Origin of the sequence: Rhodanobacter soli, from assembly GCF_040548735.1 — a bacterium.
Taxonomy (GTDB): domain Bacteria; phylum Pseudomonadota; class Gammaproteobacteria; order Xanthomonadales; family Rhodanobacteraceae; genus Rhodanobacter; species Rhodanobacter soli_A.
In genome coordinates this window covers 1-21,803 of the sequence record NZ_JBEPSD010000005.1, presented here as the reverse complement: position 1 = coordinate 21,803, position 21,803 = coordinate 1, and the positions used below count along the sequence as shown (strand labels likewise).

Annotated in this window: 21 protein-coding genes; 9 read left to right on the top strand and 12 right to left on the bottom strand. The window is 68.8% G+C overall.

Features of this window, described 5'->3' with window-relative positions:
- Window positions 1–87: 87 nt before the first annotated feature.
- Window positions 88–681 carry a GspH/FimT family pseudopilin gene (locus ABIE04_RS17435; protein WP_354553205.1) on the top strand — a complete coding sequence of 198 codons (594 nt, stop codon included), beginning with the start codon at window positions 88–90 and terminating at the stop codon, window positions 679–681.
- Between the two features lie 194 nt (window positions 682–875).
- Here the strand turns inward: ABIE04_RS17435 and ABIE04_RS17430 are convergent, their stop codons facing one another.
- A complete protein-coding gene (locus ABIE04_RS17430; protein WP_354553152.1) occupies window positions 876–1,073 on the bottom strand; it encodes a hypothetical protein in 198 nt (65 codons plus the stop codon).
- Window positions 1,074–1,250: 177 nt separating this feature from the next.
- Between ABIE04_RS17430 and ABIE04_RS17425 the strand changes: the two genes are divergently transcribed.
- From ABIE04_RS17425 to ABIE04_RS17400, 6 genes are all read left to right on the top strand, one after another.
- Window positions 1,251–3,533, top strand: coding sequence for a nitric-oxide reductase large subunit (locus ABIE04_RS17425; protein WP_354553150.1), 2,283 nt, complete (start codon window positions 1,251–1,253; stop codon window positions 3,531–3,533).
- A 70-nt stretch (window positions 3,534–3,603) separates the two neighbouring features.
- Window positions 3,604–4,008, top strand: a complete 405-nt coding sequence (locus ABIE04_RS17420; RefSeq protein ID WP_354553148.1) for a SirB2 family protein — start codon at window positions 3,604–3,606, stop codon at window positions 4,006–4,008.
- Window positions 4,005–5,960, top strand: coding sequence for a pyridoxal phosphate-dependent decarboxylase family protein (locus ABIE04_RS17415; RefSeq protein WP_354553145.1), 1,956 nt, complete (start codon window positions 4,005–4,007; stop codon window positions 5,958–5,960). The genes ABIE04_RS17420 and ABIE04_RS17415 overlap by 4 nt, the downstream gene beginning before the upstream one ends.
- 14 nt (window positions 5,961–5,974) lie before the next feature.
- On the top strand, window positions 5,975–7,081 hold the full coding sequence (locus ABIE04_RS17410; protein ID WP_354553143.1) for a PLP-dependent cysteine synthase family protein: 1,107 nt from the start codon (window positions 5,975–5,977) through the stop codon (window positions 7,079–7,081).
- Window positions 7,078–7,884: a prephenate dehydrogenase/arogenate dehydrogenase family protein gene (locus ABIE04_RS17405; RefSeq protein WP_354553141.1), complete on the top strand. Its 807-nt coding sequence runs from the start codon at window positions 7,078–7,080 to the stop codon at window positions 7,882–7,884. Before ABIE04_RS17410 ends, ABIE04_RS17405 begins: the two co-directional genes overlap by 4 nt.
- A complete protein-coding gene (locus tag ABIE04_RS17400) occupies window positions 7,881–9,362 on the top strand; it encodes a UbiD family decarboxylase (RefSeq protein ID WP_354553139.1) in 1,482 nt (493 codons plus the stop codon). Before ABIE04_RS17405 ends, ABIE04_RS17400 begins: the two co-directional genes overlap by 4 nt.
- 66 nt (window positions 9,363–9,428) lie before the next feature.
- Here ABIE04_RS17400 and ABIE04_RS17395 read toward each other — a convergent pair whose 3' ends face one another.
- Window positions 9,429–9,920, bottom strand: a complete 492-nt coding sequence (locus ABIE04_RS17395; protein ID WP_354553136.1) for a DnrO protein — start codon at window positions 9,918–9,920, stop codon at window positions 9,429–9,431.
- A gap of 152 nt (window positions 9,921–10,072) precedes the next feature.
- Between ABIE04_RS17395 and ubiU the strand changes: the two genes are divergently transcribed.
- Both ubiU and ABIE04_RS17385 read left to right on the top strand, forming a co-directional pair.
- Complete coding sequence (gene ubiU, locus ABIE04_RS17390; protein WP_354553134.1) at window positions 10,073–11,071, top strand: ubiquinone anaerobic biosynthesis protein UbiU; 999 nt, start codon at window positions 10,073–10,075, stop codon at window positions 11,069–11,071.
- 27 nt (window positions 11,072–11,098) lie between these two features.
- Window positions 11,099–11,977, top strand: coding sequence for a U32 family peptidase (locus ABIE04_RS17385; RefSeq protein ID WP_354553132.1), 879 nt, complete (start codon window positions 11,099–11,101; stop codon window positions 11,975–11,977).
- Window positions 11,978–11,987: 10 nt separating this feature from the next.
- Here the strand turns inward: ABIE04_RS17385 and ABIE04_RS17380 are convergent, their stop codons facing one another.
- From ABIE04_RS17380 to ABIE04_RS17335, 10 genes are all read right to left on the bottom strand, one after another.
- On the bottom strand, window positions 11,988–12,599 hold the full coding sequence (locus tag ABIE04_RS17380) for an HD-GYP domain-containing protein (protein ID WP_354553129.1): 612 nt from the start codon (window positions 12,597–12,599) through the stop codon (window positions 11,988–11,990).
- Between the two features lie 188 nt (window positions 12,600–12,787).
- Window positions 12,788–13,996: a beta-ketoacyl-ACP synthase I gene (gene fabB / locus ABIE04_RS17375; protein WP_354553127.1), complete on the bottom strand. Its 1,209-nt coding sequence runs from the start codon at window positions 13,994–13,996 to the stop codon at window positions 12,788–12,790.
- Between the two features lies 1 nt (window position 13,997).
- Window positions 13,998–14,513 (bottom strand): bifunctional 3-hydroxydecanoyl-ACP dehydratase/trans-2-decenoyl-ACP isomerase, encoded by a 516-nt coding sequence (fabA, locus tag ABIE04_RS17370; RefSeq protein WP_354553125.1) that lies wholly within the window; start codon window positions 14,511–14,513, stop codon window positions 13,998–14,000.
- Between the two features lie 138 nt (window positions 14,514–14,651).
- Window positions 14,652–16,100 carry an L-aspartate oxidase gene (locus tag ABIE04_RS17365; protein ID WP_354553122.1) on the bottom strand — a complete coding sequence of 483 codons (1,449 nt, stop codon included), beginning with the start codon at window positions 16,098–16,100 and terminating at the stop codon, window positions 14,652–14,654.
- Entirely contained in the window at window positions 16,097–17,122 is a 1,026-nt protein-coding gene (gene nadA, locus ABIE04_RS17360) for a quinolinate synthase NadA (RefSeq protein ID WP_354553120.1), read from the bottom strand. The genes ABIE04_RS17365 and nadA overlap by 4 nt, the downstream gene beginning before the upstream one ends.
- A gap of 35 nt (window positions 17,123–17,157) precedes the next feature.
- Entirely contained in the window at window positions 17,158–18,018 is an 861-nt protein-coding gene (gene ubiT / locus ABIE04_RS17355) for a ubiquinone anaerobic biosynthesis accessory factor UbiT (RefSeq protein WP_354553117.1), read from the bottom strand.
- Window positions 17,999–19,267: a hypothetical protein gene (locus ABIE04_RS17350; protein WP_354553114.1), complete on the bottom strand. Its 1,269-nt coding sequence runs from the start codon at window positions 19,265–19,267 to the stop codon at window positions 17,999–18,001. The genes ubiT and ABIE04_RS17350 overlap by 20 nt, the downstream gene beginning before the upstream one ends.
- Window positions 19,248–19,529 (bottom strand): DUF2249 domain-containing protein, encoded by a 282-nt coding sequence (locus tag ABIE04_RS17345; RefSeq protein WP_354553112.1) that lies wholly within the window; start codon window positions 19,527–19,529, stop codon window positions 19,248–19,250. The genes ABIE04_RS17350 and ABIE04_RS17345 overlap by 20 nt, the downstream gene beginning before the upstream one ends.
- 74 nt (window positions 19,530–19,603) lie before the next feature.
- On the bottom strand, window positions 19,604–20,863 hold the full coding sequence (locus tag ABIE04_RS17340; protein ID WP_354553110.1) for an alginate export family protein: 1,260 nt from the start codon (window positions 20,861–20,863) through the stop codon (window positions 19,604–19,606).
- A gap of 220 nt (window positions 20,864–21,083) precedes the next feature.
- A partial coding sequence (locus ABIE04_RS17335; RefSeq protein WP_354553108.1) for a c-type cytochrome occupies window positions 21,084–21,803 on the bottom strand: 720 nt, incomplete at its 5' end.

The following is a 21,803-nucleotide window of genomic DNA, read 5'->3' as shown; positions in this document are numbered from 1 at the left end:
AATCGCCCCTGCTGACAGGACGCGTCAGCAGGAACCGACATCCGGATGGCAGCCGGACTGCTGGCCGGGCGATCGCAACGCCCTAGCATGAACCTCCCGGACCACGCAGGAAGCGATGCCGTGTCGGTTTCAAGGAATTCCAGGCCGCCGCACCGGCAGTGCGGAGTGACCCTGATCGAGCAGATCATGGTGCTCGCCATCATCGCGGTACTCATGGGCATCGCCGCCCCGCCCCTGCGGCAATTGTTGAGCCGCAACGAACTGCGGGTGGCCCAGACCGATTTCATCGCCGCCCTGCAACACGCTCGCGAGGCTGCCGTCATGAGCGGCAGGCGCACGTTGTTCTGCCCTACCCGGGACGGCAGCAGCTGCAGCGACGCCACGCGCTGGGAGAGCGGCTGGCTGCTCGGCCGCGACAGCAATCGCGATGACCAGCCCGACGGCGGTCCGCTGCACGTCGGCCAGGGCTACGCGGGGAAAGTGGCCATCTACAGCAGCGGCGGCCGTCACGTCGTGCGCTTCCATCCCGACGGCAGCGCCAGTGGCAGCAACATCACCTTGCTGTTCTGCCAGCCGTCCAGGGCGAGCGATGCGCTCGTCGTCGTGGTCTCCAATGCCGGCCGCATCCGCGGCGCCCCCGCCAACGCCGCCCAGGCCGCCACCTGCACTCAGCTGAAATGATTCGCTTCGGCGACATCGACGCGCCGGCATGACATCCACTTGACCCCGATCAATACCGGGTATGCCGGCGTGCACATGCTATGCCCCAATCCCCTGAGGAGGTTATGGCCATGGCAGATTGAGCGCGAACGCGTGTTCGGCGGCGCCACCCGACGCGTGCTGGAAGAAGCCTCCATCCCGGTGCTGATGCAGCATCAGGCCTGCACGTCCGCACTGGCCACGGACTCGTCAGCGCCCGGCGGACTCCATCGGCGCCGAAGCATCGCGCCGGCGGCGATCAGCCAGTCCTGGCGGTAGTGCGGCGAGATGCCGAGGGCTGCTGCCGCGAGCAGGAAAACGACCAGCAGCACCAGCGGAAAGCGGACTCCATCCAGCCTGGGTCGATCGTTCATGCCTGCCTGCGGTCCCGTCATGCGCAACGCGTCGCGTCGATCATGCCATGCCGGCCACATGCATCCGGCGACAGCCGCGACAATTCGCGCAGCGTGCCGTGGCGACTGCTTGACCTGCATCAAGATGGCCGGGCCGCACCTCGCCGAGCATGCGCGCATCTTTCAGGGAGATGCGCGATGAGTACCACCCGAAAACTCTGGCTGGGACTGGCGGCTTTGCTCGTCACGTCCTTCGCCGTGCTGCTGTGGGTCGGCAGCGTGGTCCACCAACAGGCGCCGCCGCTGCCCACGGCCGTCGTCACCAGCGACGGCCAGACGCTATACACCAAGGCCGACATGGAAGAAGGCCGCCAAGTGTGGCAGAGCATCGGCGGCCAGCAATTGGGATCCATCTGGGGCCACGGCGCGCTGCTGGCGCCGGACTGGAGCGCCGACTGGCTGCACCGCGAAAGCATGGCGATGTTGGACCTGCTCGCCCGCGACGCAGGCCTGGGTCCTTACGAATCGCTGGATGCGCAGCAGCAGGCGCCGCTGAAGGCGCGGGTGCAGGAAGAACTGCGCACCAACACCTACGACGCGGCCAGCAACACCATCACCGTCTCGGCGCTGCGTGCGCACGCGATGGAAGCCGTCGCGGCGCATTACATGAGCCTGTTTGGCAACGACCCGGCCACGCACAAGTTGCGCGAAGGCTATGCGATGCGCGAGAACACCGTCGCCGAGATGGAGCATCGGCGCGCAGTCACCGCGTTCTTCTGGTGGACCAGCTGGGCCGCCGCCACGCAGCGCCCGAACGAGGCGATGAGCTACACCCAGAACTGGCCGTACGAGCCGCTGGCCGGCAACGCGCCGACCTCGACCAGCTTCCTGTGGTCGGTCTTCAGCATCCTCTTCATGATCTTCGGCATCGGCCTGCTCGGCTGGCACCACGCGCGCCAGGTGAGCCATGAACCCTTGCCGCCGATTCCGGCGCGCGACCCGCTGACCGAGATGAAGGCGACGCCTTCGATGAAGGCCACCGGCAAGTACTTCTGGACCGTGCTGGCGCTGTTCCTGGCGCAGATCCTGCTGGGCGCCACTACCGCGCACTACCAGGTGGAAGGCCAGCAAGCCTACGGCTTCGCGCTGGCCAACTACCTGCCATACAGCCTCACCCGTACCTGGCACACCGAGCTTGCGGTGCTGTGGATCGCCACCGCGTGGCTGGCCACCGGCCTGTACATCGCGCCGCTGATCTCCGGCCACGAGCCGAAGTTCCAGCGGCTCGGGGTGAACTTCCTGTGGGTCTGTCTGCTGGTGATCGTGGTCGGCTCGTTCGCCGGCCAGTGGTTCGCAGTGATGGACAAGATGGGCCTCAAGTACAACTTCTGGTTCGGCCACCAGGGCTGGGAATACACCGATCTCGGCCGCTTCTGGCAGATCTTCCTGTTCATCGGCCTGATGCTGTGGCTGTTCTTGGTCGGCCGCGCGCTGCTGCCGGCAATGCGCGGCAAGAAGGAAGGCGCGTCGATCGTGGGCCTGCTGTTCCTGTCCACCGTGGCGATCGGCCTGCTCTACGGCGCCGGCCTGATGTGGGGCGAGCACACCCACATCGCGATGGTCGAGTACTGGCGTTGGTGGGTGGTGCACCTGTGGGTGGAAGGCTTCTTCGAAGTGTTCGCCACCGCGGTGATCAGCTACCTGTTCGTCCGGCTGGGCCTGCTGCGCGTGAGCAGCGCCACCACCAACGTGCTGTTCGCCACCATCGTGTTCATGGCCGGCGGCGTGCTGGGCACGTTGCACCACCTGTACTTCAGCGGCACCACCACGGCGGTGATCGCGCTGGGCGCCAGCTTCTCGGCACTGGAAGTGGTACCGCTGGCGCTGATCGGGCTGGAAGCCCACGACACCTGGAAGAAGCAGCACGCCGCGCCGTGGATGGCGCGCTACCGCTGGCCGATCATGTTCTTCGTGGCGGTGAGCTTCTGGAACCTGGTCGGCGCGGGCCTGCTCGGCTTCCTCGTCAATACGCCGATCGCGCTGTACTACATGCAGGGCCTCAACCTCACCGCCACGCATGGCCACACCGCGCTGATGGGCGTGTACGGCATGCTCGGCCTGGGCCTGATGCTGTTCTGCCTGCGCGGCATCAAGCCGGAAGCCCACTGGCGCGAAGGCTGGCTGCGTAGCTCGTTCTGGTGCCTCAACATCGGCCTGTCGCTGATGGCCGTGCTGACCCTGCTGCCGCTGGGCATCCTGCAGCTGAAGGCGGTACTGGAACACGGCTACTGGTTCGCCCGTTCGGCCGAGTTCATGGACCGCCCGCTGATCCACATGCTGGTGTGGATGCGCGTGCCGGGCGACACCTTGTTCGCCGTCGGCGCCCTGCTGATATCGGTGTTCGTCGCTGCGCTGTGGCTGGCACCGAGACGCCGGACGGCGCCCGCGGCGCTGCCACAGGCCGCTCGCGAGAACGCATGACGTACATCAGGGCGCGCCGCGAGGCGCGCCCTGATCCTTTGCTCCCTCATAGAAGTGCTCCGGAAATTCCGTGTTCGAGTTCTATCCACAGATCAAATGGGTGCACATCGCCTGCGTGCTGGCCAGCGGTACGCTGTTTGCGCTGCGCGGATTGCTGGTGCAGGCCGGCCACGCCGGTGCCGCGCAATGGACACCCGTGCGCTGGCTCAGCTACGCGATCGACACCACCCTGCTTACCGCCGCGCTGATGCTGCTGAGCATCCTGCCCGGCGCGCTGTTCGCCAACGGTTGGCTCACCACCAAGCTGGTGCTGCTGGTGGTCTACGTGGTGCTCGCCATGCTGGCGCTGAAACGGGCGCGCACGCCGCGCGCGCGACTGGCCTTCTATGTGGCTGCACTGGCCACCTACGTCTACATGCTCGGCGTCGCCCGCATGCATCACCCGCTGGGCTGGCTGCATGGATGGCTGGCATGAGCGCGGCCCAGCCCTTTCCGGCGGAAGAGCCGCGCGACCACACCCTCGACGCCTGTTTCCTCGGCCCCTACGGCGAGAACGACACGCTGCTGGAAAAGCTACTGGTCGAATTCCTGCGCGACCACGTGTACTGGCGGCGCAACTTCCACCCGGAGGACCCGCCGGCGATCGCCACCGCCGCCGCGCATCACCCGGACTACCTCGCCTTCGAATCGCGCATGCGCCGCGAGCTGCACCAGCTCTCCGCCGCGCTGAAGAAGTCGGTGCCGTTCCACAGCCCGCGCTACATCGGCCACATGGCCTCCGACCTGCTGCTGCCGGGACTGGCCGCGCAGATGCTCACCCTGCCGTACAACCCCAACAACGTCAGCGAGGACGCCGCCCCGGTCACCGTCGACATGGAAGTGCAGGCCGGCCTGCAGCTGGCGCGCATGCTCGGCTATCCGCACGACCCGGCGCAGGACGCCTGCGCGTTCGGCCACCTCACCTCCGGCGGCACCCTGGCGAACTACCAGGCGCTGCGCTTGGCGCTGGCGCTGAAGGCGTTCCCGGTGGCGCTGCGCGCGGCCGGTGTGCCGGAACTGGCGTTGCCGGCGGACGACTGGGCCGCCTTCAATCTTTCCAGCGCCGACGGCATCGTGCTGCTGGAGGCATGGCAGCACTGGCTGGCCGCGCAACCGCCGGCCGAACGTGCGTGCTGGCTGGAACGGGTGGAGAACGAGCGCATCGAGCAGCGCGGCCTGGTAGGCTTCTTCGCCGCACATCCACAGCTGCGCGTGCCGCTGGTGCTGGCACCGGTCACCGCGCACTACTCGTGGAGCAAGGGACTGAAGCTGCTCGGCCTCGGTCGCGACCAGCTCGAACTGTTGCCCACCGACGGCATGCGGCTGGACTCCGCCGCCTTGCGTGACACGCTGGAACGCTGCGCGCGCGAGCGCCAGAGCGTGCTGATGTGCGTGGCCGTGCTCGGCGGCACCGAGTACGGCACCATCGACCCGATCGACGCCGTGCTCGCCGCACGCAGTGAATCGCGCCGGCGTGGACTCGACTTCGCCGTGCACGTCGACGCCGCCTGGGGCGGCTACCTGGCCACGCTGTTCCGCAACGAAGACGGCTCGCTGCGTCCACTCGACGACGTGGCCGCCGACTACACGCAGTTCCCCACGCCCGCGGTGCACGCCGCGTTTGCCGCGCTGGGCGACACCGACTCGGTCACCGTCGACCCGCACAAGCTCGGCTACCTCCCTTACGGCAGCGGTGCCTTCATCTACCGCGACCACCGCGCGATGGCGCTGCTGGCCGAGCGCGCCGACTACGTGTTCCACGCCGCCACGCCCGCCGGCTACCTGGCGCGCTACCGCAGCCTCGGCCAGTTCATCCCGGAAGGCTCGAAATCCGGTGCGGCGGCGGCCGCGGTGTACGTGACGCACAAGGTCCTGCCGCTGGACCACGTCCACTTCGGCCGGCTGCCGCGCGCCACCGTGCGCGCGGCCGAGACCTTCCATGCACGCGCGCAACGCTTCGCGCTGGAACTGGCCGGCTGCGTCCACGCGCTGGTGCCGTTCGCACCGGACAGCAACCTGGTCTGCCTCGCGCTCAACCCGCACGGCAACACCTCGGTGGCGGCTGCGAACGCGTTCGTGCGCGCACTGCACGACGAACTGCGCTGCGACCCGCAGCAGCCGCTGCAGACCAAGGAGTTCTTCGGCTCGGTGACCACCCTGCGACCAGACATGCTGGGCCCGGCACAGACCGCGCGCATCTTCGCCGCGTTGGGCCTGGACGTGGCCAGCCTCGACCCGGACGAAGACCGCCTGCTGATCCTGCGCCATACGCTGATGAACCCGTACCTGATCGACCACGAGAACGGCATCAGCTACATCGACCGCTACTTCGACTTCCTCGGCCGTCGCGTGCGCGCCCTGCGCAGCGCCGCCGGTTTCCAACCATGATCACGGAGCCTTCGTTGGACAGCGTCCTGCGCCTGGTCAACCCGCAACGCGAAACCGACCGCCGCTGGGTGCACACCGCGCTGGCGAAACTGGCGCAGGAAGCGGCGCGTTCGGCCGACACCCACCTGCTGAAGCTGAACTTCCCCGGCTTCCACGGCATCGACTTCTACTTCAAGGACGAGGCCGCGCATCCCAGCGGCAGCCTGAAACATCGCCTCGCGCGCTCGCTGTTCCTGTACGCGCTGTGCAACGGTCGGCTGCGCGGCGGCCAGGCCGTGGTGGATGCCTCCTCCGGCAGCACGGCGATCTCGGAGGCGTGGTTCGCGCGCCTGCTGGGACTGCCGTTCATCGCAGTGATGCCGGCCTGCACGGCGCCCGGCAAGATCCGCGACGTGCAGGCGCTGGGCGGCGAGTGCGACCTGGTCGACGATCCCGCGCAGGTGCACGCACGCGCCGCCGAGCACGCCGCGCGCGGCGCCTGCCACCTGGACCAGTTCGACCTCGCCGAACGCGCCACCGACTGGCGCGGCAACAACAACATCGCCGAGTCGATCATCGGCCAGCTTGCACTCGAGGCCGAGCCCGAGCCGGCCTGGATCGTCTGCGGCGCCGGCACCGGCGGCACCTCGGCCACCATCGGCCGCTACCTGCGCTACCGCCGGCTGCACACGCAGCTGTGCGTGGCCGAGCCGGCCGGCAGCGGCTTCGTGCACGGCTGGCGCACGCGCGATCCCCTGGCACGGGCCAGCCAGCCCACCCTGATCGAAGGCATTGGCCGGCCGCGGGTGGAACCGGGCTTTTTGTTCGACGTGGTCGACCGGGTGATCGAGGTACCCGACGACGCCTCGATCGCCGCCGCCTGGCTGCTGGAAGAATTGTTCGGTCATCGCTATGGCGGTTCGTCCGGCACCAACCTCGTCGCCTGCCTGCAACTGGCGGCCTCGATGCGCTCCCGCGGCGAGCGCGGCAGCATCGTGAGCCTGCTATGCGATCGCGGCGAACGCTACGCACAGACGCTGTTCGATCGCGACTGGCTTGTCGCGCGCCGGATCGACATCGCACCGTGGAACGCCGCACTGCGCGCCAGCCTGGCCAGCGGCCGCCCGCCTCTCGCGGCATGAGCGCCACCGAGCCGCGCGATCCTGTGCCATCCGCCACGACTTTCGTCGTGCTCGGCTACGGCCGCTTCGGCAAAGCCTTCGCCGACCTGCTGTTGCAGGCGGGGCATCGCGTGCGTGCCTGGGACCCGCACGCCGATATTTCCGCCGCACTCGCCGCCGCGTCGATACCGGCCGCCATCGGCGACGCGCGCTGGATCGTGCTGGCAATGCCGGTGCCGTACATGCGCGATGCCCTGCTCACGCTGCGTCCGCTGCTGCATGCCGGGCAGACCGTACTCGACGTGGGCAGCGTGAAGCTGCACCCCTGCGCAATGATGGACGAGGTGCTCGGTGCGAATGTTCCTCACGTGGGCACGCATCCGCTGTTCGGCCCGCTGAGCCTGGCTCGTGATGAGCAACCACGGCGCGCAGTGATCTGCCCCGCCGCGGATCATCCGCGGGCCGCCGCACGCGCCGGCGAACTGTTCCGCGACCTCGGCTGCGAAGTCATCGTGCAGGACCCGGAAAGCCACGACCGCGCCATGGCCAGGACCCACGCGCTGGCATTCTTCATCGCCAAGGGGCTGATCGACCTCGGCGTGGATGATGGCCTGCCGGTGGCTCCGCCGTCGTTCCAGGGCATAAAGCACATGCTGGCGGCGGTGCGCGGCGACGCCGGCCACCTGTTCGCCGCGATCCAGCGCGAGAACCCGTTCGCCGCCGATGCGCGCGCGCAGCTGCTGGCGGAACTCGCACGGGTGCATCGGCAACTGCTGGCCGACGCGGACGGCGACAGCCTGGCCATCCCCGGGCCGCCCGCATGAGCTTCCACGACCTGCGCGGTTTCCTCGCGCATCTCGAACGCGAGCGGCAGCTGCAGCGCGTGGCGGCGCCGGTCGATCCGCACCTGGAATCCACCGCGCTCAGCCTGCGCGCGTTGCGCGAGGGCGGCCCCGCGCTGCTGATGGAGCGCCCCGGCGACTCTCCGCATGCGCTGCTGGGCAACCTGTTCGGCCACCGCCGGCGCATCGAACTGGCTCTGGCCGGGCGGCCACTGGCTTCCTTGCGCGAACTCGGCCAGTTGCTCGCCGCGATCAAGGAGCCGCGCTGGCCGTCCAGCCTGCGCCAGGCGCTGGCGACCTGGCCGGAACTGGCGCAACTGGCGCACGTGGCGCCGCAGCGTGTGCGCGAGGCGGCGTTCGAACAGGAAACATTGCGGGGCGGCGACATCGATCTCGCGCGCCTGCCGGTCCAGCACTGCTGGCCCGACGACGCCGGCAAGCTGATCACGTTCGGCCTGGTGGTCACGCGCGGCACCAGCAAGCCGCGCCAGAACGTGGCGATCTACCGCCAGCAGGTGATCGGTCCGAACCGGGTGATCATGCGCTGGCTGCCGCATCGCGGCGGCGCGCTCGACTATGCCGACTGGTGCGCCGCGCATCCGCAGCAACCGTTCCCCGTGCTGGTGGCGATCGGCGCCGATCCGGCCACGATGCTGGCCGCGGTGGCGCCAGTGCCGGATACCTTGTCCGAATACGAGTTCGCCGGCCTGTTGCGCGGGCAGCGCACGCACGTGTGGCGCAGCGAATTGACAGGCCTGGATGCACCGGCCGGTGCGGAGATCCTGCTGGAAGGCTTCATCCATCCCGGCGACATCGCGCTGGAAGGCTCGTTCGGCGACCACACCGGCTACTACAACGCGCAGGACCACTTCCCGGTATTCACGATCGAGCGCATGCGCCTGCGCCGCGACGCGATCTACCACGGCAGCTACATGGGCCGCGCACCGCACGACGAGCCGTCCGTGCTGGCGATGGCGCTGAACGACGTGTTCGTGCCGATCCTGCAGAAGGTGTTTCCGGAGATCGTGGACTTCTACCTGCCGCCGGAGGCGTGCTCGTACCGCATCGCGGTGGTCAGCATCCGCAAGCAGTACGCCGGCCACGCGCGGCGAGTGATGATGGGCGTGTGGTCGTACCTGCGCCAGTTCACCTACACCAAGTTCGTGATCGTCACCGACGACGACATCGACGTACGTGACTGGTCGGCCGTGATCTGGGCGGTGTCGACCCGCGTCGATCCGGCGCGCGACACGATGCTGGTGGAGAGCACCCCGATCGACTACCTCGATTTCGCCAGCCCGGTTGCCGGGCTCGGCTCCAAGCTCGGCATCGACGCCACCCACAAATGGCCGTCCGAAACCAGCCGCGCCTGGAGCCGGCCGATCGTGCCTGATGTTGCGGTAGAACGGCGCATCGATGCGCTATGGGCAACCCTGCAGACAGCCCGAGCCAACCAGTAGATACCGAACTACCCGACAGCCGTAGGGCGGGCAGTGCCCGCCTTACGAAGCTGCGCTCCTGTGGCCTCAGGGCTCGTCGTGCATCACGTGCTCGACCGGGACCGGCTGGTCCCAGCCCGGGTCGTTGAAATACTGCGGATAGTGCGCGATCGCCGCGCGCATGTCGGCCACCGCCCCAACCTTCTTCGGATCGGCCTTCAGCGCTTGTGCCGCGCTCAGCAGCGGCACCAGGATGCCGTGCAGCGCGGCGTCGGGCTCGGCCGCCAGCTTGCAGTGGGCGAACATGTAGGTCACCGCCTCCTCGACGCTGGTGGCCCGGTCCACCGCCATCGGCGCGCTCATGTGGCCCATTTCGTAGTGACGCAACTCGTCCACCGCGGCATGCGCACGGCGCATGCCCTCGCTCAATGGCGCATCCGGCGCCCAGCGCTGCGCCGCTGCCGGCGCGGCCGTCGGTGCGGCGGCGTGATGGTGAGGCTCCTGCGCAACCGCCTGCGCCAATGGCGCCAGCGAGAACGCGCTCAGCAGGACGGCGGCGACAGCATGCTTGTATTTCATCGAATCGACTCCTCGGTGGGAAGCAACACCATGCACGTGGCGGATGTGGGCATGGTAGCTCCGGGCAATGCGGTTCCAGCTGATCCACGTCAACGCAGGCACCGGCAACGACCGCCACGATGCGCCCCGAATTCCCAGCTTCGAGGTGACTCATGCAACTGGTCTGTCCTGCCGGCAACCTGCCGGCGCTGCAAGCGGCGATCGACGCCGGCGCCGATGCGGTCTACGCGGGCTTCCGCGACCAAACCAACGCGCGCGCGTTTCCCGGGCTGAACTTCAGCGACGACGAGCTGCGCGATGGCATCGCCTACGCGCACCAGCGCGGCAGGCAGGTCTACCTGGCGCTGAACACCTATCCCGACAGCGCGCGCCTGCCGCAGTGGTACGCCGCGGTGGACAAGGCCGCCGAATTCGGCTGCGACGCGATCATCGCGGCGGAAATGGCCGTGCTCGACTACGCCACGCGCACGCATCCCGCGCTGAAGCGGCATCTGTCGGTGCAGGGTTCGGCGACCACCGCGCCGGCGCTGCGCTATGCGCACGAGCGCTTCGGCATCAGCCGCGCGGTGCTGCCGCGGGTGTTGTCGATCCAGCAGGTCGAGCGGCTGTGCGAGGGCTCGCCGGTGCCGCTGGAAGTGTTCGCGTTCGGCAGCCTGTGCATCATGGTCGAAGGCCGCTGCCAGCTGTCCAGCTACGTCACCGGCGCCTCGCCGAACCGCCACGGCGTGTGCTCGCCGGCCAGCTTCGTGCGCTGGGAGGAACACGACGACGGCCGCCGCAGCGTGCGCCTCAACCAGGTGCTGATGGACCGTTTCGAACCGCGCGAACCGGCCGGCTATCCGACCGTGTGCAAGGGCCGCTTCGAGGTCGGCGGCGAGGTCTTCCACGCGCTGGAGGAACCGACCAGCCTGAACACGCTGGAGCTGCTGCCGCGACTGGCGCAGGCCGGCGTGGCGGCGCTGAAGATCGAGGGGCGCCAGCGCGGCGTCGCCTATGTCGGCTCGGTCACGCGCACCTGGCGCGATGCGCTGGACCGCTACCGCGCTTCGCCGCAGGACTGGGCGGCGCAACCGCGCTGGCAGTCCGCGCTGTCGAAGCACGCCGAGGGTCACCAGACCACGCTCGGCCCCTATCACCGTTCCTGGCACTGACTTTTTGGCACTGAACCGATGAACACGATGAAGCTGAGCCTGGGCCCGCTACAGTATTTCTGGCCGCGCGAACACACGCTGGCGTTCTACCGCGAGGCGGCCGACTGGCCGCTCGACATCATCTACCTGGGCGAAACGGTGTGCAGCAAGCGCCGCGAGCTGGGCACGCGCGACTGGATCGCGCTGGCCGCCGAGCTCGCCCGCAGCGGCAAGCAGGTGGTGCTGTCGTCGCTGGCGCTGATCGAGGCCGAGTCGGAACTGGGCGTCTTGCAGCGGCTGGTCGACCACGGCGACTGCTGGATCGAGGCGAACGACCTCTCGGCGGTGCAGCTGTGCCGCGAGCGCGGCGTGCCGTTCGTCGCCGGGCCCACGCTCAACGTCTACAACCACCACGCGCTGGCGATGCTGATGGACGACGGCCTGCGCCGCTGGGTGCCGGGTGTCGAACAAGGCCACGTCTTGCTGCGCGAATTGCGCGAGGCGATGCGTGCCGAACAACGCGAGATGCCCGAGCTTGAGGTGATCGCGTTCGGCCGGCTGCCGCTGGCCTTCTCCGCGCGCTGCTTCACCGCGCGTGCGCTGGACGTGGCCAAGGACCAGTGCGGCTTCCGCTGCATCGACTATCCCGACGGCATGCCGCTGGCCACGCGCGAGGGCCGGCCGTTCCTGCGCATCAACGGCATCCAGATCCAGGGCGAGGAGATCACCGATCTCGGTCCCGAACTGCCGCAGCTGCGCGAACTGGGCGTGGACGTGCTACGCCTGTATCCGCAGGCCGAAGGCATGGCCGAGATGGTGGCGCACTACCACCTCGCCCGCCGTTCGCCGGTGGCGCCGCCGCGGATCGGCGCGCGCAACGGCTACTGGCACGGCGAGCCGGGCATGCGCGTACCGGAAACTACTTGAGTCGCCTCCGCTAGCCGGACACGCCCGGCCGATCGAACCAATGCCTGTCGTGCGACAGGAACGCATCGAGGATCTGCGGATCGTGCTTGGTGCCCCTCTCGCCGGCCAGGATGGCCACCGTGGATTCATGCGAATGGGCCGCATGGTAGGCACGACGCTTGCGTATCGCGTCGTAGCTGTCGATCACGGACAGCACCCGCGACGGCAGCGGAATGGCGTGTCCGCGCAGGCCATCCGGATAGCCGGTGCCATCGTAGTGCTCGTGATGATGACGCACTGCCAGCGCGATCTCGTCACCAAAGGGCAGCCCCGGGTCCATCCGCACGATGTGCTCGCCATGGAGGCTGTGGCCCTTCATGATTTCCCACTCGGCGTCGTTCAGCGCCCCCTGCTTGTGCAGGATCGCATCGGGAACCCCGATCTTCCCCACATCGTGAAACCGGGCTGCCACATCCAGAACCAGCAGTTCTTCGCCGGCCAGGCCAAGATCTCCTGCGAACGCCAGGGCCAGCCGACCGACTCGCCCGCAATGGGTCGACGTGTGAACGTCACGCCGTTCGAGTGCAGCGCCCAGTACCGGCTCCACGCGCGAAAACCACGCTTCCATGTATTCGTCGTTCACCACGGCCTCCGCTGCTGTCGCCGTGCCATGCCACCGACGTCCCCCATCCGGCAGCACACGCGCCCCGCCGCGATCCTATCGCGCCGACCCCCCTCGGTATACCCCGGCCCCCATACCCCACCGGACCGATGGCATGTGCCGGCTGCCGCTGCAGGCCAACCGGCTTGTCGGAAATGGCTGCCGCCGGCTCACACCTTGGCGAACACCAGGCTGCCATTGGTGCCGCCGAAGCCGAAGCTGTTCGACATCACCGTGTGCAGCTTCGCCGGGCGACTTTCGCGCAGGATCGGGAAACCTTCGGCGCGCGGGTCGAGTTCGGTGATGTGGGCCGAGCCGGCGGCGAATCCTTCCTTGAGCATCAGCAGGCTGTAGATCGCCTCGTGCACGCTGGCGGCACCCAGCGAATGGCCGGTCAGCGCCTTGGTCGAGGACAGTGGCGGCACTGCCTCGCCGAACACTTCGCGCACCGCGTCGAGCTCGACGATGTCGCCCAGCGGCGTGGCGGTGCCGTGGGTGTTCAGGTAATCGATCGGCGCGTTGACCTTGGCCAGCGCCATCTGCATGCAGCGCACCGCGCCCTCACCGGACGGCGCCACCATCTCGGCACCGTCGGAGGTAACGCCGTAACCGACCAGTTCGGCGTGGATGCGCGCGCCGCGCGCCTTCGCGTGCTCGTACTCCTCCAGCACCAGCATGCCGCCGCCGCTGGCGATGACGAAGCCGTCGCGACTGCTGTCGTAGGGGCGCGAGGCGGTGACCGGGGTGTCGTTGTGATGGCTGGACAGCGCGCCCATCGCGTCGAACTGCGAGGTCATGCCCCAGTGCTCTTCCTCGCCGCCACCGGCGAACATCACGTCCTGCGCGCCGTGCCGGATCAGGTCGGCCGCGGCGCCGATGCAATGCGCCGAGGTGGCGCAGGCGGCGGAGATCGAATAGCTCAGGCCCAGGATGCCGAACGTCGTGGCCAGCGTGGCCGATACGGTCGAGCACATCGTGCGCGGCACCATGTACGGACCGATCTTGCGCACGCCCTTGTTGCGCAGCAGGTCGCCGGTTTCGATCTGCCAGCGCGGCGATCCACCGCCGGAACCGGCAATCGCGCCGATGCGCGGGTCACGAACTTGTTCCGCGTCCAGTCCGGCATCGGCCATCGCCGAACGCATCGACACGTAGGCATAGGCGGCCGCATCGCCCATGAAGCGCTTCAGCTTGCGATCGATCACCGCCTCCAGGTCGATGTTCGGCACACCGGCCACATGGCTGCGCATGCCGAGCTCGGCATATTCAGGCATCGCCCGGATACCGCTGCGGCCATCACGCAAGGCGCCGGTCACGGTCTCCAGGTCATTGCCCAGGCACGACACGATGCCCATGCCTGTCACTACGACGCGGCGCATCTCAAAAGCCCTCGGTGGACTGGAACAGGCCCACGCGCATGTCGCTCGCCTCGTAGATCAGGCGATCGTCGACGAAGGTCTTGCCGTCGGCGATCACCATCCGCAGCTTGCCGCGCATGACGCGGCGGATGTCGATCTCGTAACGCACCAGCTTCGCGCTCGGCAACACCTGGCCGGAAAATTTCACCTGGCCCACGCCGAGCGCGCGGCCGCGGCCGGGTTCGCCCAGCCACGGCAGGAAGAAACCGCTGAGCTGCCACATCGCGTCCAGGCCGAGGCAGCCGGGCATCACCGGATCGCCGATGAAGTGGCAGTCGAAGAACCACAGCTTCGGATGGATATCCAGTTCGGCGTGGATCACGCCCTTGCCATACGCGCCGCCCTCGCTGGCGATGTGCGTGATGCGGTCGAACATCAGCATCGGCGGCGACGGCAGCCGGGCATTGCCATCACCGAAAAGTTCGCCGCGGCCGCAGGCGCGCAGTTGTTCGTAGTCAAACGAAGAAGGACGTGTCATGAAAAACTCACAGGGTCGGGAGCCTATAGTTTGCACAGCTCCCGGCTCAATTGTCTTGATCCGGGTCAAACCCCTCGCGGCAGCCACCGCACATGCCGCTGCCGCCAGGGCATATCGTGGCACTGCAGGTCGCCTTTTTCAGGCAGCGCAGCAGCGATCGTGACGGCAATGGGCGCCCAGGCTGTGCTTGCGCAGCAAGGCCGCGCGCAACAGCGCCTTGGCCAGCCGCGCCTGCCATCCGGCATCCGCCGCCGCTGCACAGGTGCGCCATGCATCACGCAGCGACGATGCCTCGCGCACAGGCCCAGCCGTGCGCCACAGCAGATCGCCCAGCGCGGTCAGCTGCGGCAGCGACAGGCTGTCGCCACGCTCGATCCAGCGGTACTCGCCACGACGACCGGGCCGTGGTTCGGCAGCGGCCAGCACACGGCCAAGCCGGCGCCCGCACAACACACCTTCCAGCAGCGAATTGCTGGCCAGCCGGTTCGCGCCATGGATGCCGTTGCATGCCACCTCGCCCACCGCATGCAGACCCGGCATACCGGTTCGCCCGTCCGCGTCGGTGGCCAGCCCGCCCATGTGGAAATGCGCTGCCGTCGTGACCGGTATGGGGGCCAGCCGGGGATCGAAACCCTGGGCACGGCATGCCGCCAGCACGGTGGGAAAGCGCCGCTCCCAATCGCCCGCCACGCCCGTCGCATCGAGCCAGACCTGTCCGCCCTCGCCTTGTGCCTGCGCGACGCGTCGCGCCACCACGTCGCGCGGTGCGAGGTCGCCGAGCGGATGCATGCCGGCCATCAGTGGTCGCCCATCGACATCGAGCAAGCGCGCACCGGCACCACGCAGCGCCTCGGTGATCAGTGGCAGGCAGTGTCCGGCGACATCCAGTGCGGTGGGATGGAACTGCACGAATTCCAGATCGCGCGGCGAGGCACCACCCGCCAGCCCCAGCGCCAACCCGGCACCGTCCGCGCCCGGCGGGTTGCTGGTACGTGCAAACAGCGCACCGATGCCGCCGGTGGCGAGCACCACGGCCGCCGCCTCGATGTGTTCCTGGCGCCCGCGCTCATCACGGGTACGCACGCCGACCACACCGCCATCGCGGACCAGCAAGGCATCGACATCGACGCCGCCGCGCCACTGCACGTGCGCCGCAGCCTGCGCCTTCGCGCGCAAGGCATGCACCAGCGCGGCCCCGCTGGCATCGCCGCCGGCATGCACGATCCGCGCGGCGGCGTGACCACCCTCGCGTCCCAGCTGCAGGCGGCCATCGGCATCGCGATCAAACAGCACGCCCTGCGCCTGCAGCCACGCGATGGCGCCTGGCGCCTCGCGTGTCAGCCACTGCGCCATCGCCACGTCGTTGTGATGGGCGCCGGCCAGCAAGGTGTCGGCGGCGTGGGCGGCGGGGCTGTCGCGCGGATCGAGCGCGGCGGCAATGCCGCCCTGGGCCATGGCGCTGGCACTGCCACTGCCGTCGTGCGCGCGGCACAGCAGACGCACCGGCGCGGGCGCAGCGGCCAACGCCGTGGCCAGGCCGGCCACGCCACCACCCACGACCACGATCGGCAGGCGTGCGCGCTTCACACGCTCTCGCGCCGTCCGATCGCGAGCATGCGCTCCAGCGCGGCACGCGCACGCACACGGATGTCCGCGGGCACCTCCACCGCATGCTTCATGTCGCGCAGGCACGCGTAGATGTTCTGCAAGGTGATCCGCTGCATGTGCGGGCACAGGTTGCACGGCTTGATGAACTGCGTCGCCGGGAACTGCGACCGCAAATTGTCGGCCATCGAACACTCGGTGATCAGCGCGACCCGTGCCGGCTTCTCGCGTTCCAGCCACTTGCCCATCGCCGTGGTGGAACCGACGAAGTCCACCTCGGCGAGCACCTCGGGCGGGCATTCCGGATGCGCCACCAACATGGCATCGAACTGCTCGCGCGCATGCCGTGCCTGCTGCGCGGTGAACCTCTCGTGCACCTCGCAGCGGCCGTGCCACAGCACCAGCTCGACCCGGGTCTGGCTGGCGACGTGACGGCCCAGGTACTCGTCGGGCAGGAAGATCACCTTGCGCGCGCCCATCGACTCGACCACCTGCACCGCGTTCGCCGAGGTGCAGATCGCATCGGACTCCGCCTTCACCGCAGCCGACGTGTTGGCGTAGCTCACCACCGGCACGCCGGGGTGCTGCGCGCGCAGCGCACGCACGTCGGCGGCAGTGATCGACGAAGCCAGCGAGCAGCCGGCTTCCAGGTCAGGAATCAGCACGGTCTTTTCCGGCGCCAGGATCTTCGCGCTCTCGGCCATGAAGTGCACGCCGCACAACACGATCAGGTCGGCGTCGCAATCGGCGGCGGCCTGCGCCAGGCCGAGCGAGTCGCCGGTGATGTCGGCCACGCCGTGGAAGATCTCCGGCGACTGATAGCTGTGCGCCATGATCACCGCACCGCGCTGCTTCTTCAGCTTGTTGATGGCGTCGATCCACGGCAGGTGCAGCGGTATTTCCAGGCACGGCACCAGCGATTCCAGGCGCTCGGCCAGCGCGGCGTATTCGTGTTCGAGTTCGTCGCGCCAGACCGGCACGGGCAGCGTTGCGGAGGCGGTCATCGTGATCGCTTGTCAGTGGAAGGAAACGGGATGGCTCAGGCGGCTTCGCCGCGGTGCGCGGCGCGGGCGGCACGGGCGAAGCGCGCGCCGCGGTTCAGCGCGATGCGCAGGCCCAGCGGCACGGACTCCCACGGCAGCCGCTCCAGCAGGTTGCGCGCGGTAAGGCCCAGTTCGGTGTCGCCGGTCAACTCCAGCGCACGCTGGAAGAACAGCGTGTCGGCATCCTCCAGCCGGCCGGCCAGCAACAGCAGGTCGGTGGCGCTGCCGCGCACGCTCGCTTCGGGCTCGGCGTCGACCACGTCGAGGCGGTCGCCGCGCAGTTCGAGCACCCAGCGCAGGCGCAGGTCGCTCACCTCGATGGCGAGCCGGCGGCCACGCATGAAATCCAGCGAGCCGTCGCGCAGCGGCGTGGCCAGCACGCGCGCCATTGCCGCTTCCAGCAGGCGGCGCTGCCAGCGCGCCGGCAGCGCATGCAGCAACGGCGCCACCCGTGTCGGCGGCGGCAACAGGCGCAGCAGGCGCGGCGCAAGAGAGGGCGGAAATGTCTGGCTGGGCATGATGGGCGGCATCATGACGGGCGCGGCCAACGGCACGCCTTGACCCAGGTCAACCGCCATGCCCTGCCGCTGGCAGGCATCGGCGATCGCCAGATCGAGCAGCCGCTCGGCGGTGCTTGCAGGCAGCGCCAGCCGCTGCGCCAGCGCCTGCGTTCGCGCGCGCACCTGCTGCTCACGCAGCGAATCGCGCGGCGACACGCCGGCACGCCGCTTGAGCATGCCGGCGGCAGCGGCCAACCGACGCCGCGCTGCGAACAACGCGACGAGGCCATCGTCGATGCGGTCGATCGCCGTTCGAACCCTGCCGAGTGCGAAACGTTCAGGCCCGGGCAGCGACATCGGCGGATTCCATCGTCAACAGGAAACGACTGGCGCGCCGGCGCACGCCGTGCAGCGTCCACGCCATGCAGCCCCAGGCCAGCAGCAATGCCAGCCCGGCCGCACGGGCCAGCCACGCCGACGGCCACACCACGGCAACCGGCAACAACAGCAACGGCACTTGCGCCAGCAGTGCGCGGGTCTTGTCGTATGCGGGCAGCAGCCGCTGCACGCCGGGCGACTGCACGCCGCGACCGCAGCGCCGGTGCAGTTCGATCCAGCCGATGAAGGGCACGATCTCCAGCATCATGCCGGCGACCAGCAGCGGCAACGCCACGCCCAGCCCCAGCGCGGCGGCCAGCATGCCGTTACGCACGCCTGTGGACAGCGCCAGTGCCGCCAGCGCCAGCACGATCAGGCCGGCGCGCCAGCTCCACAGCAATGGCCCGCGACGCAATCGCGGTGCGCGCCATTGCAACCACAACGCGGCAACGGCGAACAGCAGCGCGTGTGCAGCTATCGTGCCGGCCAGCCAGGCGCCGCTACCATCGGTCAGACGCCAGCATGCCGCGCCGAACAGCATCAGCAGCACGCTGCCCAGCCATATCGCCTGCACCGGTTCGCGCACCGTGCCGGTGCCCTGGAACATCGGCATCACCACCCGCGCCACGCTGGCCATCAACACCACCACCCAGCCCAGCACGCCCCAGCTGGCATGTACGTCGGTGAGCGCCGTCAACGGCAAGGTCAGGCGTCCGGCGAAGCCCAGCGCAAGCATGCCGCCAAGCAACGCGGTGAGCGCGGCGAACCCGATCGCCACGCCGAAGCCCGCACGCAGCAGGCGCTGCCCCGCCGCGGCCAGCAGGCCAGGCACGGTCATCGCCGCCAGCAAGACGAATCCCAGCGGCAACAGCACGGCAGCGGCAATCAGTGCCGTACGCCAGCCCTGGTGCAGTCCCATCACCAGCAGCAGCACGCCGAGGTTGAACAGGGCATGCAGCCATGACCCAAACGTCGCGCTGCCGCGCACCCGCACGCCGGCAGCGGCGGGCAGGAACTGCAGCACGCTGCCGAACATCGCGTTGCCCAGCACGCCCAGCGTGAACACGTGCACCAGCGCCAGGGTGGCCGGGTTCCAGCGTATGCGCAGCGCCGTAGCGCCGTCGACGATCAGCAGCACGCCGGCCAACATCCCCCACCACGGCGCACTGGACAGGAAGCGCCGCGGCAACGAGGGAGCCGGGCCCTGCTCAAGCCGAAGCTGCGTCATCGCCGCCCGGACAACGGATCAGCACGCGCGCGCCGCCGGTCGGCAAGGCGAACGCCGTCGCCTGCATGCCGCGCGATACCAGCGCGTCGAGCAACGGCGTCGGCAGCAACGGGGTGAGCACCTGCACCGCCTGCCCCGGCAGCAACGCGTCGGCAATCGCCAGCGCGCGCAGCATCGGCTCCGGCGACGGCAGCCAGCGCAGGTCGAGTTCGGGAAGTACCGCGTCGTCGGCGCGGCGGTGGGGTGATGGCTGGGCTTTCATGGCGTCATCTCAACGCAGTCGCGGCGCGGACGCGCTGACCTGGATCAACGCGCCCGCCTGCGTTTCCGCTTCGTTCAACGTGCGCCGGCCAATGCCTGCTGGCCACGCCACTCCAGTTGCAGCCACAGCTTCGCGCTGTCGCGGCCGAAACCGTCGGCGCGATAATCCGCCACCTTCAACAGGCCGCTGAGGCCCTGCGCCAGCGGAAACGCCAGCGAGGCATCCCACTCGCTGCCGTAGCGACCGCCGTGATCGGCGCGGTAGTCGTGGTACGCCACCGTCCAGGCCAGCTTGCCGGCAACGCTGCCGCGACCGAAGTTGCCGTTGACACCGACGTAGCGGTCTTCCAACCCACCGGCTGGGGTCACGTTGAACTGGTCGTTCCAGCCGTTGAACGCGTGCAGCGTGGCCAGCGGCGTCTGCAGCGCATGCCGGCCGTTGCCGCCCAGGTGTTCCCAGCCCAGCTTCGCGGTGATCCCGGACTGCGTCCAGCTCGGTTCCAGCAGCCAGTAGCTGTGCGCGAAGTGCTGCGGGTTGTTGGCATAGTCGACTTGCCGCGCTCCCTCCAGCGTCCAGCCGAGGCCGCTGCCGTCGCGCAGCGCCTTGCCGTTCCAGCGCAGGCCGTAGGTGGCGCTGGAGGCGCTGGCCACGTCACGGTCCTCGTGCAGGTAGGCGTAGCCGCCCCATTGCTGCGCGTCCCGGGTCCAGGCCAGGTTGAGCAAATGAGTATTCAACTGGCGCTCGCGTGCCAGCGGATTCAGTGCATCGCGGCCGGCCACCCGGTGCACCCGGTCGAGCCAGTCGTAGCGCACCGTCAACGCCGCCAGTGGTTGCCAGCGCAATTCGACGGCATCGAAGGTCTGCTCGTGCTGGCGCCAGCCGCTGTTGCCGACCCAGCGCTGGTTGTCCAGCAGCAGCCGCTGGCGGCCCGCGGTGGCGCCGAACCGGTCGCCCTGCCAGCGCAGCCAGTACTGGTTGAATTCGCTGCCGCGCGGATCGGTCACAGCCGGATACAAGGTACGGCCATTGGCGCCGCTGTTGTAACGGTCGCCGGCACTGGCCACGCCGGCGCCTTCGACCAGGCCGCTCCAGCCATGCCCGAACTCGGCATGCAGGCCGAGGCGCAGGCGCAAGGTGTCGGCATGGGCGTTGCGCGCGAACGCATCGTCGTCGACCTGTTCGTGGCGCAGGCGGGCATCCCATTCCAGCTGCCACGATGGTCCGGCCGATGCCGCCGGCTCGCTGATGTTGGCGGTTCCGTCGCCCGCCCAGGCCGGTGTGGCCAGGATAGCGAACAGGCAGGCGGCCGAAAGATAGTTGCGTGCATGGTTCATTGCGTTGCTCCCTTGTGGTCGGCGGCAGTCTCGAAGCGAGCGCACGTGCCCGACCTGACCCCGGTCAAGTCCCCGCCATGCAAGATGCGGCTGTGACAACGCGCCGCGGCCATGCATGCCGCCGAAACGACAACGCCGACCACGAGGGCCGGCGTTGCGCGTTGCAGTGCTCCGTCTGGACGTCTTTACTTCCAGACATTCTTTTTCGTACCGCTCCGCATCAATGTTCCGCCGCCGGTGCGGGCGCGGCCGCGGCACGGGCCTTGGCCACCTCTTCCTTGCTGATCTGCCCGCCCGGGTTGTCCCAGCTGTTCAGCACGTAGGTCAGGATGTTCGCCACCTCGTCGTCGGTCAGCTGCGCCATCGGTGGCATCACCGAGTCGTACTCGTGGCCGTTCACCGTGATCTTGCCGGTTAGCCCGTGCGTCACTATGGTCATCGCCCGCTTCGGGTCGGCCGCCAGGAAGTCCGACTTCGCCAGCGGCGGGAACACGTTCGGCAGGCCTTCGCCATTCGCCTGGTGGCACACCGAGCAGGTGCCGGTGAACAGCTGCTTGCCCGCCGCGATCTGCTCGGCCTTGGTCAGCGTGCCGGCCGCATGCGCCTTCGCCGCCGTGCTCACCGCCGTCAGGTTCGGCTCCGAGCGGTCGCCCAGGTAGACCGAGTCCACTTCCTTGCCCGAGTAGACCGTCTTGTCTTCCGGGCCGTCCACCTTGAGGATGCCCAGCGCGCCCTTGTTGAACGCGCGGAAGATCGAGTGGTCGACCAGCACGTAGCTGCCCGGCACGTCGGTGTGGAACTCCACCATCGCCGCGCCGCCGGACGGGATCAGCGTGGTCTGCACGTTGTGCTGCGCCACCGTGCCGCCTTCGGGCTGCACCTTGTCGAAGATCTCGCCGATCACGTGGAAGCTCGACACCAGGTTCGGCCCGCCGTTGCC

Excerpts from the sequence above, each read along its gene's own strand:
- ABIE04_RS17435 (WP_354553205.1), top strand. The coding sequence starts at position 88 with ATGAACCTCCCGGACCACGCAGGAAGCGATGCCGTGTCGGTTTCAAGG.
- ABIE04_RS17430 (WP_354553152.1), bottom strand. The coding sequence starts at position 1,073 with ATGAACGATCGACCCAGGCTGGATGGAGTCCGCTTTCCGCTGGTGCTG.
- ABIE04_RS17425 (WP_354553150.1), top strand. The coding sequence starts at position 1,251 with ATGAGTACCACCCGAAAACTCTGGCTGGGACTGGCGGCTTTGCTCGTC.
- ABIE04_RS17415 (WP_354553145.1), top strand. The coding sequence starts at position 4,005 with ATGAGCGCGGCCCAGCCCTTTCCGGCGGAAGAGCCGCGCGACCACACC.
- ABIE04_RS17405 (WP_354553141.1), top strand. The coding sequence starts at position 7,078 with ATGAGCGCCACCGAGCCGCGCGATCCTGTGCCATCCGCCACGACTTTC.
- ABIE04_RS17400 (WP_354553139.1), top strand. The coding sequence starts at position 7,881 with ATGAGCTTCCACGACCTGCGCGGTTTCCTCGCGCATCTCGAACGCGAG.
- ABIE04_RS17395 (WP_354553136.1), bottom strand. The coding sequence starts at position 9,920 with ATGAAATACAAGCATGCTGTCGCCGCCGTCCTGCTGAGCGCGTTCTCG.
- ubiU (WP_354553134.1), top strand. The coding sequence starts at position 10,073 with ATGCAACTGGTCTGTCCTGCCGGCAACCTGCCGGCGCTGCAAGCGGCG.
- ABIE04_RS17385 (WP_354553132.1), top strand. The coding sequence starts at position 11,099 with ATGAAGCTGAGCCTGGGCCCGCTACAGTATTTCTGGCCGCGCGAACAC.
- fabB (WP_354553127.1), bottom strand. The coding sequence starts at position 13,996 with ATGCGCCGCGTCGTAGTGACAGGCATGGGCATCGTGTCGTGCCTGGGC.
- fabA (WP_354553125.1), bottom strand. The coding sequence starts at position 14,513 with ATGACACGTCCTTCTTCGTTTGACTACGAACAACTGCGCGCCTGCGGC.
- nadA (WP_354553120.1), bottom strand. The coding sequence starts at position 17,122 with ATGACCGCCTCCGCAACGCTGCCCGTGCCGGTCTGGCGCGACGAACTC.
- ubiT (WP_354553117.1), bottom strand. The coding sequence starts at position 18,018 with ATGTCGCTGCCCGGGCCTGAACGTTTCGCACTCGGCAGGGTTCGAACG.
- ABIE04_RS17350 (WP_354553114.1), bottom strand. The coding sequence starts at position 19,267 with ATGACGCAGCTTCGGCTTGAGCAGGGCCCGGCTCCCTCGTTGCCGCGG.
- ABIE04_RS17345 (WP_354553112.1), bottom strand. The coding sequence starts at position 19,529 with ATGAAAGCCCAGCCATCACCCCACCGCCGCGCCGACGACGCGGTACTT.
- ABIE04_RS17340 (WP_354553110.1), bottom strand. The coding sequence starts at position 20,863 with ATGAACCATGCACGCAACTATCTTTCGGCCGCCTGCCTGTTCGCTATC.